The sequence below is a fragment of the Pedobacter sp. genome, assembly GCF_965249885.1.
Taxonomy (GTDB): domain Bacteria; phylum Bacteroidota; class Bacteroidia; order Sphingobacteriales; family Sphingobacteriaceae; genus Pedobacter.
Genome location: NZ_OZ252254.1, coordinates 3624323 through 3639264, shown reverse-complemented (window position 1 = coordinate 3639264; position 14942 = coordinate 3624323). Strand labels below are relative to the sequence as shown.

Sequence of the window (14942 nt, the reverse complement as noted above, 5' to 3'; positions counted from 1 at the left end):
TATATTTCTATAGTTTAAAGCTTGAGCAATTTTTTAGCTTTGGTTTCCGAATCCCCTTTTAATTTGATGAAATATACTCCCGCCGGGTAGTTCGCCACCGAAAAGGAGGCCTGACCTTCTGTTGCTACCTGCTTAGTTTCCAACACCTTGCCCTGCAGATCAACCAATTCTATCGTGCGGTAAATACCGATGCCAAAGGTTACGTTTACTACCTGTGATGCAGGGTTCGGAAATAGCTTAACCTCTAATTCATCAAGCGTAAAAGAAACGGACCTTAAGCCTGCATCGTTGGTCTTTCCATCCCTGTCAATCTGTTGCAACTTATAGTAGTTTACGCCGTTTGCAGGCTGTCTATCATAAAATGTATAGTTATTCTGGGTAGCACTGTTTCCGGCACCTTTCTTTTCGCCAATTTTAATGTATTCCCCACCATTTGCCGATCTGAAGATATCAAATCTATCGTTATCACTTTCCGACATCGTTGTCCAAGCGAGCTTAGCTGAATTTCCCTGGCGAACGGCGGTATAGTCTGCAAGTGCTACGGGAAGTGTTGAGTCTACATAGGTATTGACAATGCTGCTTCCCCTGTATTCTGCCAATGGCAACGCCACGATAATATCGGTATTGCCCGCAGCATAGCTGGCGTTGGGCCCAGAAAGGTTTTTATTGACAGTCACCCTTATTGTTGTTTCCAGATGCGTAGGGTCAGCTACAGCTACCTTATAGCCTGTCACTTCTTTTTCTAGCAGTACGATAGCTTTCTTATCCGAAGAAATAATGGTGCCATCTCCCATGTCGGCCGTTCCCGGGGCATAGAAAATTACTGCATATTTATTAACCCTATCATTCCTTACGGCCTGTAGGCTACTGTTATTTTGTACGACAACGAAACCGTGATTGTTTACCGAAGCCTCGAAATCGACCAAATTTTTATCGGGAACCACGATATAGCTGTAGCTTGCGTTACTAGGATTGTTTCCATGATCCAGCCACAGACTGAACACATCTTTTTGTTGGGTAGCTGTCGAACCTAAAGAATGGATATCCCTCCATCTGCCGCTCTGCTGTTCGTTCTGTACCGTCACGTTTCCGCCCGAAGGAAAAATATAGCCCACATTTCGGTGATGCACCCATTGTATATTATTTGAGGTAGTGCTATTTCCACTTAATACCTGTGTATTTCCATCGTTCAGGGTAATATTGCCAGAAAGCAGGGCCTGATTTACAGACGTATTGACCGGATTAGAAAAATTGCCATTGATGCCGGTACCGAGGCAAAGCATGGCATCGCCCATCATAAAATAAGCTTTCTTAGCCTGCAAGTTCCTATAGTCGCTTTCAAAAGCAATCGCACCGGACTGACCGCTGCTTACCGCCCCCCCGAACTGGTTAGTTCCAATGAGATAGTCGCTCAGTGCAGTGGCGGATTGGTTTCTTTCTGCAGTCGTTCCCGGCACCCTGGTCCAGTCCCAAACGGCGTAGATGCGGTCATACTCAAATCCATCGGCAAGGATATTGGTTGCGCCCAATGGGAGGTTATAGCCTTTCACATTCTCACCATTGATTGATTCGGTACCATAAGTGCGTTTTGAAATGATCTTTGCCGAAAGATAGTAGTTGGCCCCGCGTTGGGTCATGATATCCGAATTCCAGAAATATTTATTGCCTCGGAAGGCCGTAGGATAGGGTGCTCCAGCAGTATGGGAAATCCATGCATCGTAGTCTGCAGCCTTAGTTGGATCGATAGCTTTCATCCTTTCCAGTACGTTTACCGGAACAGTCGCATAATTTGTCGGCGCCTCAAAAGTTATCCCCCTACCGGATACGCCAAAGTCCATGGTGTGGCGATAAGCGAGCAGCTGATGTCCCTGAAGTAGCAGATCCGACAATACCTGCCTGTTTTGCGAGGTAATGGAATTGATGAAAATCGTGCCTTCTGACAGTTCTATGGCATTTGCAAAATCCGTAAGGATCGACATCCCATAACCTCCAGATTGTATCTGGGCATGGTGTTGATGGAAGCTGTAGTCTCTTTTTACCCCTTCATCTCCCTGCACCGGAACGATGACGAGCACCGAATAAATGGCCTTAAATGCCTGATCTATAAAATTGTAATTATCCTCTATACATCCCTTGTAGATACTGATATTGGCCACCCAAGCGAGGTTTTTGGCATCTCCCAAAAACGAGTTGACCTGATCCCGAAGATAACGTTCGGAATAATTCACCAGTTCACTTTGGGGCATCTTTCCCTTCAGCAGAAGCAGGGGAACCATATAGTTCTGCGGCCCCCCGATATCATTGTACCACCAGTTGCTTGATTTGGGATTCTTGGTCAAGAATCCATCGTAGCCCAACTTGATCTTGGCCAACATATCAGCAGAATCATAGAATGGGTTTCCGGGCATACGATATGCCCTTACCATATCCTTCAACCTGTTCAAATGTACGCCCGGACGAAAATATTGGTCAACGGTTGTATAATCTACGTCGCTCCAGGTGCCATCACTCAGCATAGCATTATAGGCATTGGTCACACTGGTCACATCAAATGCAACAGCGAGTTCCCTTTGTTCCAGACGTTGGGCTATGGTATTTATACTTGCCTGTTGTTGAGGAGTAAGCGGTTCGGGATCCTGCCCGAAAACTTCGAATTCGGCAATACGATACCTTGATGTCATGCCCTGGGGTATGGTGCCACGTCCGTTACCACTAAAGCGTACGTAACGTGCGGTTACTGTACCGGAGGGTGTAATCTCGTCGGTTGTTCTGAATGTAGTTCCACCGCCCCATGTGTAAATGGATGACCATGTGGTAGCATTGTTCGATACCTGCACCTGATATGCATTCGGACAATAGTTATCGGCGTATTTCAGCACGACTTTATTTATTTTATAACCCCTTCCCAGGTCGATATAGATCCATTGCTTGAAGTCGGAACCGTGCGAAGACCATTTGGTGGCCACATTACCGTCGTTGACGTTAGTGGCTGCATATTGCGGTGTGGCGTCCTCTACGCTCTGGGCAACAACGGTTTTATAGAGCGCAACGTTCGTTTGCGCAAAACTCGCTAGCGAGGTCATGTTGCCCAAAACCACCAACGCAAGTGCGGCGATGATATATTTTTTCATAAAATTTAGTTATACTTCTCTAGGGGCGAAAGCCCTAGTGGTTCGAGAAAAAAATGAAACTGATGCGCCCCAGTTCGGGTACGCATCAGCTAACCAAAACGATATTAATTGTATCCGTCGTTCTGAGGGTAGTTTTTTGCTCCTCCTGGCACTCTGTCAATCTGCGCTTGCGGAATTGGACGCAATATATGAAAAGGCTGGATGTTAGGTGCGGCACGTGTGTTATACAGCTTTACCCTTTCGAGCAATTTACCGGTTCTTACTAAATCATACCATCGGTGGCTTTCTGCGTTAAGCTCCCTAGCTCTCTCATCTAAGATGAAGTCTATATTCAGTTGTGCCGGAGTAACTTCCATTGCAAGCCTATTGGCAGCCGTTACCGCTGGATCGGTTGAAACTTTTGCAGCCCTTTTCCTTAGTTCATTTACATAAAAAACAGCCTCTGCCGGTTTACCGTCCATCATTAGTGCCTCTGCAGCAATCAGATAAGTCTCACCCAAGCGGTAGATAATTGCGTCCTTAAATCCGTTCAGGTTGTTGACATCAAGTCTATTGGCATCTAGATGCTTTGAAGACTGAGGAAAAAGGGTACCGTGTTGCTGACTTGGTGATATGATAGTATACCTAGCCGCATTCCTTTCTGCCTGAGTAGGTTCGTAGTCGGTCATTATAAATGCAATATCGCCTAATGCCATCGTTACAGATTTACCACTAATGGTATAAGTACCTGGCTTATTACAATACCACACCGTTTTAAACGATTTGTCAAAACGCGAATCATATTGCTTATTATATAGGCCTAACATATAGTTGGTTGGTCTAAAATGGTTGTAAGGCCTTCCATTAGCAATATCACGCTGCATACCAGGTTGGCTGGTATAATCTGTGGTAAAAAACACATGGTTATTATTACCTTTATTTCCCGCTGTACCGCCAAAAAGCGGATCAGCATCATACTGGCATGAAAAAATCACCTCATCATTTCTTCCATGCAAGAAAATAGATGCAAAATCTGGCAATAACTTATACTTGTTTGACGCGATAACCTCCTTGGCCAATGTGGCCGCTTTGGAATAGTCAGTCGATTCCCTAATCGAGGTACCGGCCTTTGCCAAATATACTTTTGCCAATGCGTGTCTTGCTGCCCACGTTGTTGCCCTTCCATAGTCGGGAGTAGTTTCAGGCAGGTTGGTAACAGCAAAGTTCAAGTCAGCTATAATAGCTGCGTATACTTCTGAAATAGGACTTCTTTTCGCCTCACTGGAAGCACTTTCAGTAGGCGTTAGCGGAAGGGAAATTGGTCCATAGGCCTGCACCAATAAAAAGAAATGATGTGCTCTCAAAAACCTGAGTTCGGCAATTCTTGTGTTCTTTAACTGTGAGGGCATATCTGCTTTTTGTGCTGCTACAATTACCTGATTGCAAGCATTTATTGCAGCGTACAAAGTTGTCCAATATTCTCGAAAAGTTATATGCGACGGATTTAATGTATTGAGATAGTCGTTCATAATACCATCAGCTCCACCATTGGTATATTCGTCCGCATAATTAGTCATCCAGTTAATAGACTGTTTACCGTGAATATTTCTGAGCTGACTATAACATCCCTTAACCCCTTCTTCAACTCCTGCTGGTGTTTCATAGTATAAATTGGATATGTTGTTTCGAACATCTTCTTCCAATAATTTTTCACAAGAAGAAAAGAGCATCAAGCTACCCACAATTACGATATATATCTTTTTCATAATTACTTTAAATTAAAATTTAACATTTAGACCCAATTGATAATTCACTGTAGCCGGATTATCCATTATCTCTGGATCGATACCTTTGTGGTCACGAACGTATGGTGAGAAGACAAATGGGTTGGTGATGTTGAAATAAACTCTAAAGGACTTTGCGCCAATCTTTGAAGATATTTTCTCAGACATATTATATCCAAAGTTGATGTTCCTAATACGTATAAATGAGCCATCAAAATATTTTAGACTACTTACGAATAAAACTGAGTTTACATTTCGACCTCTCTGGGGCTGAGGATAAGCATTCGTTGGATTATTTGGTGTCCAATAGTCAACATCTAACTGGTTATATCTTCCACCTAGGGCAATTGTATTACCCGTAAAAAGCGGACTGCTAATCATTTTATTTTGGACACCTACTACAAATACAGACAGATCAAATCCCTTGTAAGAAAAATTATTATTGAACCCAAAAGTGAATGTTGGATCAGAATGTCCAAGAACTGTCCTATCGTCGGCTGTAATCTTGCCATCTCCATTTTGGTCTTTCACCCTAATCTGACCGACGGCACTCCCAAATTGTGCAGCTTGGGCTTCTTCACCTTTCTGCCAAATGCCAATCTTTTCATAATCATAAAATGAACTAAGTGGTTTGCCAATAAATCGGCCACTGCCAACCTCATCTACCTTACCTAACGATAGCTCTATAATTTTCCCCTTGTTATATGCTCCGGTGATATCCGTGCTCCACTGAAAGCCATTTTTCGAGGAAACATTTTGGGTGGACAAAGAGAACTCCAAACCTCTATTACGGGTAGAACCCACATTGGATACCACCTTGTCGAAGCCAGTAGTGTAAGGTAAAGCATAGTCCATCAACAAATCTGTAGTAGTGGTCTGGTAAGCCTCTATGGTACCAGTGATCTTCTGGTTAAAGAAACCAAAGTCCAATCCAATATTACCCGTAGTTGATGTTTCCCATTTCAGATCCTTGTTAGGTACATTACTTGGGATAAACCCGTAAGCGGCAACTCCATTGAAATCGTATTGCGTACGAGATAGTTGTGCCAGTGTTTCGTAAGGCGAAACTGCTTCATTACCTACGGAACCGTACGATAGTCTTAACTTTAGGTTGCTCAAGTAGGGTACATCTTTCAGGAATTTTTCCTCCGAAATATTATAAGCAAAACCTGCCGTTGGAAAGAAGCTCCATTTATTTCCGGGTGCGAACCTAGTAGAACCGTCAGCCCTGCCCGTAAGGGTAAGGGAATAGCGCCCATCAAAACTATAGTTGATCCTGCCCATATAGGAAAGGATATCCCATCTCGAATAGCCGCTTCCTACCTGATCGATTGTTCCTGCGGATCCAAGGTTAAAATAGGTTGTAGTTTCAACTGGTAGTTTGCTTACGGAAATATTCGAACTTTCGTTCCTCCTCTCTTGAATGCCATATAATGCTGTTACATTTAATTTATGCTTTTTAAAGGTCTTATCATAAGTCAACTGATTGTCCAGCGCGTAAGAAAACCAAAAACTTTCTGAGGTACTCGCCGTCGGCAAAATTCCAACTGGAATTGTAGTAGAGTTAAAGTTGCCACTTCGAGCGTTCCTAAGATCTGGCCCAAAATTAAATCTATATTTAAGACCACGAAGAATTTCCACCTCTGCGAATAAACTTCCCAAGATCCGCATACGCTTCTCCAAATTTATAAACTTATCCTTTTCCTTACCTACTAAGGGATTGGGCATAGTTGAGTCATTAATCGGATAGATTACAAATTTTCCCGCACTATCATAAGGTACCCCCAACGGTGAGCTGATCAGCGATACGCCATACGGATTGTAACCTGCACCGTTATTTTCTGAATATGAAGCAAGAATAGATGCGCCTATCTTTATTCTGCTACCTAAGTTCTGATCTAGATTTACTCTCCCAGTATACCTTGTGTAATCCTGTCCGACGAAATAGCCTTCATCATTAAAATATCCCAATGAAAAGTTATATTTCGTTTTTTCCGTACCTCCTAGTACGCTGAGCTCGTGGTTTTGGGTATGGCCTTTTTTGATAAGAAGATCTTGCCAATCCGTATATCGCCCTTGGGCAATGGAAGCTAGCTCCACTGTCGGGTCGGAATTGAAAATCAGATTGTCACTTGTAATTGGAGGATTTACGTTCAACGCCGCATCTCTCATGTACTTTACATATTCTTCTCCGTTAAATACATCTGCTTTACGCACAACCTGTGTGATTCCGTAGTAAGCATTATAATTAACGCTGGTCTCCCCTGCCTTTCCACGAGCTGTAGTAACCAGAATAACGCCATTTGCACCCCTAGAACCATAAATTGCTGTGGCGGAGGCATCTTTTAGCACCTCTATAGATACTACATCGCTCGGGTTAAAATCCGTGACCGCATCATTTAAAGGAATACCATCTACCACATATAATGGAGCATTACTCGCTCTAAATGATCTGTTACCCCTAATAGTTATACTTGGAGTGGTACCAGGTTTATTTGATCCAGTAGTCACGTACGCCCCAGGTATCCTACCTTCTATCATTTGCGATACATTGGCTACTGGAACATCTCTTAGCCCCTTTTGTTTGATGGAAGAAATAGATCCGGTAACGTCTCTTTTCGATTGTGTACCATAGCCCACTATCATTATCGCATCCAGGCTACTCGCATCCTCATCCAGGGTTACATTGAGTACGTCACGTCCATCAACTGCAACCTCTTTAGGTTTCATTCCTAAAAAACTGAAAACGAGTACAGCGGACTGATTCGGAACATTGATGGAGAAATTACCTTCAGGATTACTTAATGCACCTACTTGGGATCCTTTAACTTTTACGCTTACGCCAACTAGAGGTCCGCCATTGGCGTCGATAACTTTCCCCGTTACCGTAGTGTTCTGGGCATGACCCAAGGTGTAGCAAAGCATGAGAAACAGGAGTAGACCCTGCTTACACCCATCCACAACAAATTGTGTAATTCTTTTTTTCATAATGTTTATACTTGGTTAATTAGGTTATCACCGGAGAAAAATGTTTCGTAGAATCTACTATTTCTTTTCCCAGATGATTTATTGGATGGTTTCAAATTTAGTTAAGCATTTATCTCTTTTATAATACGTTTTTAGCGTTTTGAAGTACGAAAATATCAGTTCGACGCTGCCATTCTCGTGATTAGTTCCAGGCAGGCCCTACCATTGTGGTATGGACATTTCCATAGGCCTACCTTATATTGTCCGGGCATCATCGCATTGTCCTTTTTGACTCCCCAGAACCACTCACCATTCTGATGGTCTATCAAATTATCTTTGACAAATGCCCAGCAGTGGTCAAACTGCTCTTTATATCCCTTTTCACCCGTAAGCTGATAGGCATTGTACAGACCGACCAGTGCCTCTGCCTGAACCCACCAATGTTTCTCTGCGTTTAAATGTCCATTTTCCGTTTCATAATTCATTCCACCTTTCTCATCAAATCCTTTGATTGCCGCATCTACCATTTTTATGGAAATCTTCGCAAAATGATCCACCAGCGAATCATCGCCTATGGTTTCGGCAGCTTCCAACAAAAGCCAGCTTGCTTCGATATCGTGACCAAAAGAAATTGCCTCAGATTTAGATCGCCAATTTTCATCGAAAAAGAGCTTTAGATGATGGGTGTTTTGGTCGATAATTCGGTGGCCAAATATGGCGAGCAGCTTTTCAAGTTGTTTGCGCAGATGATCTTCAGGCCACACATGGTACAAGTTAGTATAGCCTTCCAGCACATGCAGGTGCGTGTTCATCGTTTTTTTCTCATTGGCGTCCTTGTCGCTCAGCCGCTGGTCCTCCAAGGGAGACCAGTCGCTTGAAAATGCTTCAAAATAACCTTGTTTGATAGGATCATAACTAAATTTTTCCAAATCAGCATATAAATTTATAGCTAGGCTCAATGCATTCTTGTCGTGGCTAGCCTTGTAGTATTCGGCCAGTCCATAAATGGCAAAGGCGATGGCATACACTTGTTTTTTAGCATCTTTGGGATTGCCCTGTGCATCGATCGACCAATAGACACCACCGTGCTCCCTATCAATAAAGTGGTGCGAGAAATAGTCGAAACTACGCTTTGCCAACTCCAGATCCTCAGGCAAACGGCTATAGTTGTATGCAGCTGAAAAGAACCATAGGATGCGGGCATTCAATACAGAACCCTTGTCGGCATCCCGCACCACAACGTTATCATTTTCCACTTGACCATAAAACCCACCATTTTCGACGTCTAGCGCCACAGTAGACCAATATTCCAAGATATTGGATAGTTCCTGCTCGAATTCGTTTAATAGCTCCGCGTTCATAACTTCCGATCCTAGCTGTTGACCGATACTGCCTTAGCCTCCCTATTGGAGACCGAGTTCTTATTCTTACCAATCAATGCCATAATTTTTTCCACCGATTTTGCTGAGCTTAAACCATCTTCGGGAGTGTTGACAACATAATCAACCAACTGTTCAACGGTAGAAATGGCTACATGCATGCGAGTGTCGGAAGAAGCGTAATAAATAAACACCTTGCCATCATTGTCGACAATCCAACCATTGCAGAAAACCACATTAGAAACGTCGCCAACTCTTTCTTCTCCCTCTGGTGCCAAAAAGTAACCACCAGGTTTATAGATCACCTTGGTCAAATCCTTTAGGTCGGTCATAAAAGCATAAAGGACATAGCGTAGGCCAGCGGCAGTATTCCTTACGCCATGCGCCAGATGAAGCCATCCCCTTTCTGTTTTAATCGGTGCTGGCCCCTGCCCATTCTTTGCTTCATAAACAGTGTGGTATTCCTTTCTGTAAAGAATATCTTCCTGTTCGACCAACGGATATTCCATATTTTCTGCTAATCCAAATCCTATCCCGCCACCGCTTCCAGCTTCGATAAAACTATCCTGCGGACGAGTGTAAAAGGCATATTTTCCATCCACGAACTCGGGATGCAACACCACGTTACGTTGCTGCAAAGATGTAGTTTTTAAGTCGGGCAAACGATCCCATTGCTTAAGATCTTTGGTCCTAACAATGCCACATTGTGCCACGGCAGCGGTTTGATCTCCATTCGGTGCATTCGGATCTCTTTTTTCGGTACAGAACAGTCCATAAATCCAACCGTCCTGATGCTGCACTAAACGCATATCATATAGATTGGTATCTGCTCCCTGGTAAGTATCGAAAACAACTGGCTGGTCCCAAAATCTGAACCCATCTATTCCATTATCACTTTCTGCAACTGCAAAAAAAGACTTTCTGTCCGCTCCTTCGACCCGAGCCACCAATACATATTTTCCATCGAACTTGATTGCCCCCGCGTTGAATACCGCATTGACTCCGATACGTTCCATGAAATATGGGTTGGACTCCGAATCGAAGTCGTATTTCCATGTTAATGGAATATGATCTGCAGTTAACACTGGATACTTATATCTGCTGAATATTCCGTTGCCCTCGGCTTCGATTTGATTTTCCCTGCTCAACAACGCTTCCTGCGCTTCCTGAAGCTGTTCCATACGGTTTCTAAAAATGGATGTCATGCTCTATTGTATAAAATCGTTATTATTTATCGCGAATAAATTTCTTTGAGGAAATTTACCTCTCATCGCCTCTTCTTCTTAATTGCAATTCCTCTGTGATGGAAAACATCAGAGAATCACTTAGTTTATAAAATGTGATAAACCCGGCAGATAGCAATGCACCTGCTGCAGGTATAAAACTCAACATCATTCTAATCCCAGCCTTCGTTTCAGCGGATTGTACCACGTTAGCTTCAAACCCATAGATTGCCAGCAGCCATCCTGTGAGGGCTCCCCCCAGTGTCCACCCTAATTTCTGAGACATGGAGGATGACGAAAAGATCAATCCGGTAGCCCTACGGCCTGATTTCCATTCAGAATAATCTGCAATATCGGCATACATGGACCATAACAACGGAAAAATACTTCCAGCACAGGTGCTTATCAGAGCCTGGAAAAGAAAGATCAAAGTGAGATCGGTGTCCTTAAATATATAGAACACACAGCTCAGCAACGCTGCTATAAGCATCGCATAAAGAAATGTCCTCTTCTTGCCTATCCTATCAGAGACTGGTTTGGCCAATATTACTCCGACGATATTAGCGCCCTGTCCCAATACCAAATAAAGTGTACTATAATTTATAATGATATTAAAGGGCAACTTGAAAGCCTGCTGATCGGCAAAATAATATTTAAAATAATAGATGGCCGAACCGTCTCTCAGCGAATTGAAAATCAAGGTAGAAACACCTGCGCCCAAAAGAATAAACCAAGGCTTATTAGTAGCCAAATTCTTCAGATCCGTTTTTAAAGAAGTCTTCTGTTCCTTCGGCGGGCTTACCCTTTCACGCGTCCAAGCAAAAGTCAAATAGAATAGTCCAGCTGCAATTATCGCATAGACGACCATGGTGGATGTCCATCCGGTCTGCACATCTGCACCTGTTGCATTTCCAAACCAGTCAACCAGTGGTTCGGCAGTTGCCAAAACCAAGATACTTCCTGCGAAAGCAAAGATGAACCTAAACGTGGATAGCGCCGTGCGCTCTTTGATGTTAGCTGTCATCACCCCCATCAGCGATGCATAGGGAACATTGATCGCCGAATACACCATCATCATCAAAGTATAAGTGACGTACGCGTAGGCGATCTTCCCGCTTGAAGTCAACTCCGGACTTACAAAAGTCGCCACACCTATAATGCCGAACGGTAGGGCCACCCATAATAAATATGGCCTAAACTTCCCCCATTTAGTATTTGTCATATCCGCAATTATCCCAATGATCGGGTCAAGTGCAGTATCCCAAATCCGCGTAACTAAAAACATGGTGCCCACAATCGCTGCCGAAATGCCAAAAACGTCGGTATAATAATAGAGTAGGTAAACCGAAAATATCTTCCAGAACATGGACGAAGCAAAGTCGCCGAACCCATATCCAATCTTTTCTTTAAGTGTTATTTTTTCGTTCATACATTTCGTCTAGTCATTGATCTATTGATGGTTCAAATTCGCCGGGGCACCTGCCAACCACAACGGCTAACGGATTTCAAAAGTAGTCGGATGGGAAAGATTCAGCCAGTAGATTTTTATCAAAGTATAATACAAAAACACTGTTGATCATTCTCCAACGATATCATATAAATACCCTGGTTCCCGAATAATTATCCCGGAATTCCTTCGGGGTCGTATTTTTCTTTCTTTTAAAAACACGGTTAAAATTGGAGATATTATTAAAGCCACAACTGTAGGCAATCTCCGATATTGTGTTCGTCGTATCAATAAGCAGCCTGCTTGCGTGAGCAACCCTTATTTCGTTCAAACTATCTATAAATGTCTTTCCAGTACGCTTTTTAATAAAACGACTAAAGGAAACTTCCGGCATATTGGTGAGTTTAGCCACGTCTGACAGTTTTACTTCCTGGCTATAGTTGAGATTGAGGTAATCGAATACCTTCTCAATCCTTCTACTGTTATAGTTGGAATTTTCGTTATTAAAGGCTGCGTCTGAAAGGGTCAGCATATTCCTAGAAATAGACAGGTCGTGAAGGATCGATAAAAGTTCTAAAATCGAATCGAAACCGCTCTTCTGTGATAAACCAAGTATACGCGGCTTTACCGCCCTGATGGTATCCTCAGAAAATGCAATCCCCTTTTTCGATCTTTCAAAAAAGTTGCGCATAAAACTCAACTGGTTCCTACCCAACATGGTATCATCTAAAAGATCCTTATGAAACTGAATGGTGACTTCCTTGATCTCAGCCGACTTACACTCATGGGTAAACCACGCATGGCTCAGATTAGGCCCCAAAAAAACCAATTCTAGGTCATCGATCACATGGATATGGTTGCCCACAATCCTTTTGGCATTTTTTGCATTTAGGATGAGGTTCAACTCGTATTCATCATGGTAATGCAACGGAAAATCGAACTGTTTTTTTGTCCTAGAAAATAAGGTAAAGCAATCGTACTGGGTCAGTGGCGTAATCTCTCTTTGCGTATTCATAAACTGATCATATCTTATCACCTAAATCAATCTAATTATTTCCGGTAATCCTTAAGGGGGTAAAAAAAGCGGAGAGTCTCGACCCTCCCGCTTCCAACCAAATGAGCTGCATGGTAAATTTTCCAGCAGCTAATCTCATTAAACTGTTATTGTTTATATTAATGCTATGAGATGACGATGTTCCTAAATAGGTAGCTACACACTCCTTGCTTGAAATATCCAACGTGGCGACTTTGCAAATTCCTTTAGTTTCCGTAGCTAGAATCTCTTCATAAAAAAAAGAGCTCAGCCTCCATAAGCAAGGTGGCGTAAGATCCCTGAGCCTTTTTGTCGGAATGCTAAAAAGACTAATATTAATAGACCTGACTAATAGGAAAAAAGCTCGCATACGATATAGATATCCCGTTTATAATTTGGTATACTAAATTAAAGAGATCTGATCGGGCAACTGTCCTGCACTGTCATGGACGATCAAAACATATTTCTACAAGCAGTATCTAATTGAAAATTGAAAACATATAGTTCTATCAACTTTTGTACTTTAGCTTAAATAAGCGCCGTCAATATACCAACTTAGGTAATTCCCAAAACACAACGGTAATTGTAGAGACATTTTTGCAGAACTATGGAATATCAGAAAACGACTTATATCTCTCCTCGTAAAAAGCAGATCGCAGATATATTCTTAAAGGAATTGGATAAACACTTAGCAGCGTTAAATAATAGAAATGTAGAAACGGCTATCAGTATCAGACAGATTGCAGAGTTGATGTTTATAGATCCAAACCACTTAAGTGATACAGTAAGGAAAGTGCTGGGAAAATCACCTTGTAGTATTTTTGAGGCAAAACTTATCGACATATGTAAAAACCTAATTATCAGCTCCGATAAATCGATTGGAGAGATAGCCTATACGTTTGACTATGAACCTTCCAATTTTATCAAACTTTTTAAAAAATACACGGGCACCACACCATTGCGTTTTCGAAAGAATTATTTCTTCAATAAAGGACTGTCTGATCAAATGTAAAAAACATTTAAAACAGAAAACAACACTATTTGCCTTTACAGTTCTAAGCTAGCTTTGCATCATTAATTCATTTAATGGAAACAAACGATGCAAAAAACAGCCATGATTACCGGATCAAGTTCTGGAGTTGGATTTGAAGTTACAAAAAAATTATTAACCGAAGGTTGGGAAATTATCGCTTTGATACGATCTGGTTTTCCCCAGAACGAAATCACTATAGACGAGGCTATAAAAAGGAAAAAACTAAGGATCTACAAGGCAGACATTAGTAACTTTAAAAGTTTAAAACCCGCTTTAGATCGGATAAAGGCAACAGAGAGAAGCATCCATGTGCTGTTCAACAATGCGGGCGTAGGCAATGGTGAACTTAAATATTCGCAACAGGGCAGGGAATTGCATTATGAGGTAAACACCGTCGCACCGTATATTATCGCTATGGAAATGAAAAATCTGTTAAAGAAAGGCGTTGACAAGACCATCATTAACGTCTCCTCAAACGTCATACTAACAGTAAAACATTTTGATCTAGAAGAGCTTGAACATCCTAAAAGTCTAAGGAAGCTATTTGGTGTTTATGCGCTTTCAAAACTGGCTCTAACCTTGTGGACAAAAGAGGTTTCAAAGACAATGAAATTAGAAGGGATAGAAATTAGAAGTGCTTGTCCCGGTGGTAATAGAACACAAATGACTGGTAGCAACGGGATGCCATTATTATTGAAATGGGTAGCAAAATTATTATTTCCTCACCCAAGAAATGGAGCCAAGAAGATATACGATGCCTATCTTGGTCATAAAGGGGAAATATACCCCAACTCAATTTTCTGAGATGAGTAAGTTAATTTTGAATGAGGTTGATAAAATATACAAGCAAGAATACGTACCGTCACGTTAAAATCACTACAACTACGCGTTTTAGTGCCTCATTTGACGACACGGCCACTAAAAGGTCACGCATTTGCATTCCTACTTTATCTGTATCTGGCAACA

9 protein-coding genes are annotated in these 14942 nt (G+C 42.2%); 2 read left to right on the top strand and 7 right to left on the bottom strand.

The window, feature by feature from the left end; translation table 11 throughout:
* Positions 1 to 14: 14 nt before the first annotated feature.
* The 7 genes from ACY2A0_RS15480 to ACY2A0_RS15450 form a co-directional block, all read right to left on the bottom strand.
* On the bottom strand, positions 15 to 3131 hold the full coding sequence (locus tag ACY2A0_RS15480; protein WP_461791621.1) for a polysaccharide lyase family 8 super-sandwich domain-containing protein: 3117 nt from the start codon (positions 3129 to 3131) through the stop codon (positions 15 to 17).
* A 104-nt stretch (positions 3132 to 3235) separates the two neighbouring features.
* Complete coding sequence (locus tag ACY2A0_RS15475; protein WP_461791620.1) at positions 3236 to 4876, bottom strand: RagB/SusD family nutrient uptake outer membrane protein; 1641 nt, start codon at positions 4874 to 4876, stop codon at positions 3236 to 3238.
* 12 nt (positions 4877 to 4888) lie between these two features.
* Positions 4889 to 7882: a SusC/RagA family TonB-linked outer membrane protein gene (locus ACY2A0_RS15470; RefSeq protein ID WP_461791619.1), complete on the bottom strand. Its 2994-nt coding sequence runs from the start codon at positions 7880 to 7882 to the stop codon at positions 4889 to 4891.
* Positions 7883 to 8037: 155 nt separating this feature from the next.
* Positions 8038 to 9222 carry an AGE family epimerase/isomerase gene (locus tag ACY2A0_RS15465; RefSeq protein WP_461791618.1) on the bottom strand — a complete coding sequence of 395 codons (1185 nt, stop codon included), beginning with the start codon at positions 9220 to 9222 and terminating at the stop codon, positions 8038 to 8040.
* 11 nt (positions 9223 to 9233) lie between these two features.
* Complete coding sequence (locus tag ACY2A0_RS15460; protein ID WP_461791617.1) at positions 9234 to 10445, bottom strand: glycoside hydrolase family 130 protein; 1212 nt, start codon at positions 10443 to 10445, stop codon at positions 9234 to 9236.
* A gap of 55 nt (positions 10446 to 10500) precedes the next feature.
* Entirely contained in the window at positions 10501 to 11892 is a 1392-nt protein-coding gene (locus ACY2A0_RS15455) for an MFS transporter (RefSeq protein ID WP_461791616.1), read from the bottom strand.
* 163 nt (positions 11893 to 12055) lie between these two features.
* Complete coding sequence (locus ACY2A0_RS15450; protein WP_461791615.1) at positions 12056 to 12925, bottom strand: AraC family transcriptional regulator; 870 nt, start codon at positions 12923 to 12925, stop codon at positions 12056 to 12058.
* A gap of 625 nt (positions 12926 to 13550) precedes the next feature.
* Here ACY2A0_RS15450 and ACY2A0_RS15445 point away from each other — a divergent pair.
* On the top strand, positions 13551 to 13955 hold the full coding sequence (locus ACY2A0_RS15445; protein ID WP_461791614.1) for a helix-turn-helix domain-containing protein: 405 nt from the start codon (positions 13551 to 13553) through the stop codon (positions 13953 to 13955).
* A gap of 87 nt (positions 13956 to 14042) precedes the next feature.
* Positions 14043 to 14780: an SDR family NAD(P)-dependent oxidoreductase gene (locus ACY2A0_RS15440; protein WP_461791613.1), complete on the top strand. Its 738-nt coding sequence runs from the start codon at positions 14043 to 14045 to the stop codon at positions 14778 to 14780.
* Positions 14781 to 14942 lie beyond the last annotated feature (162 nt).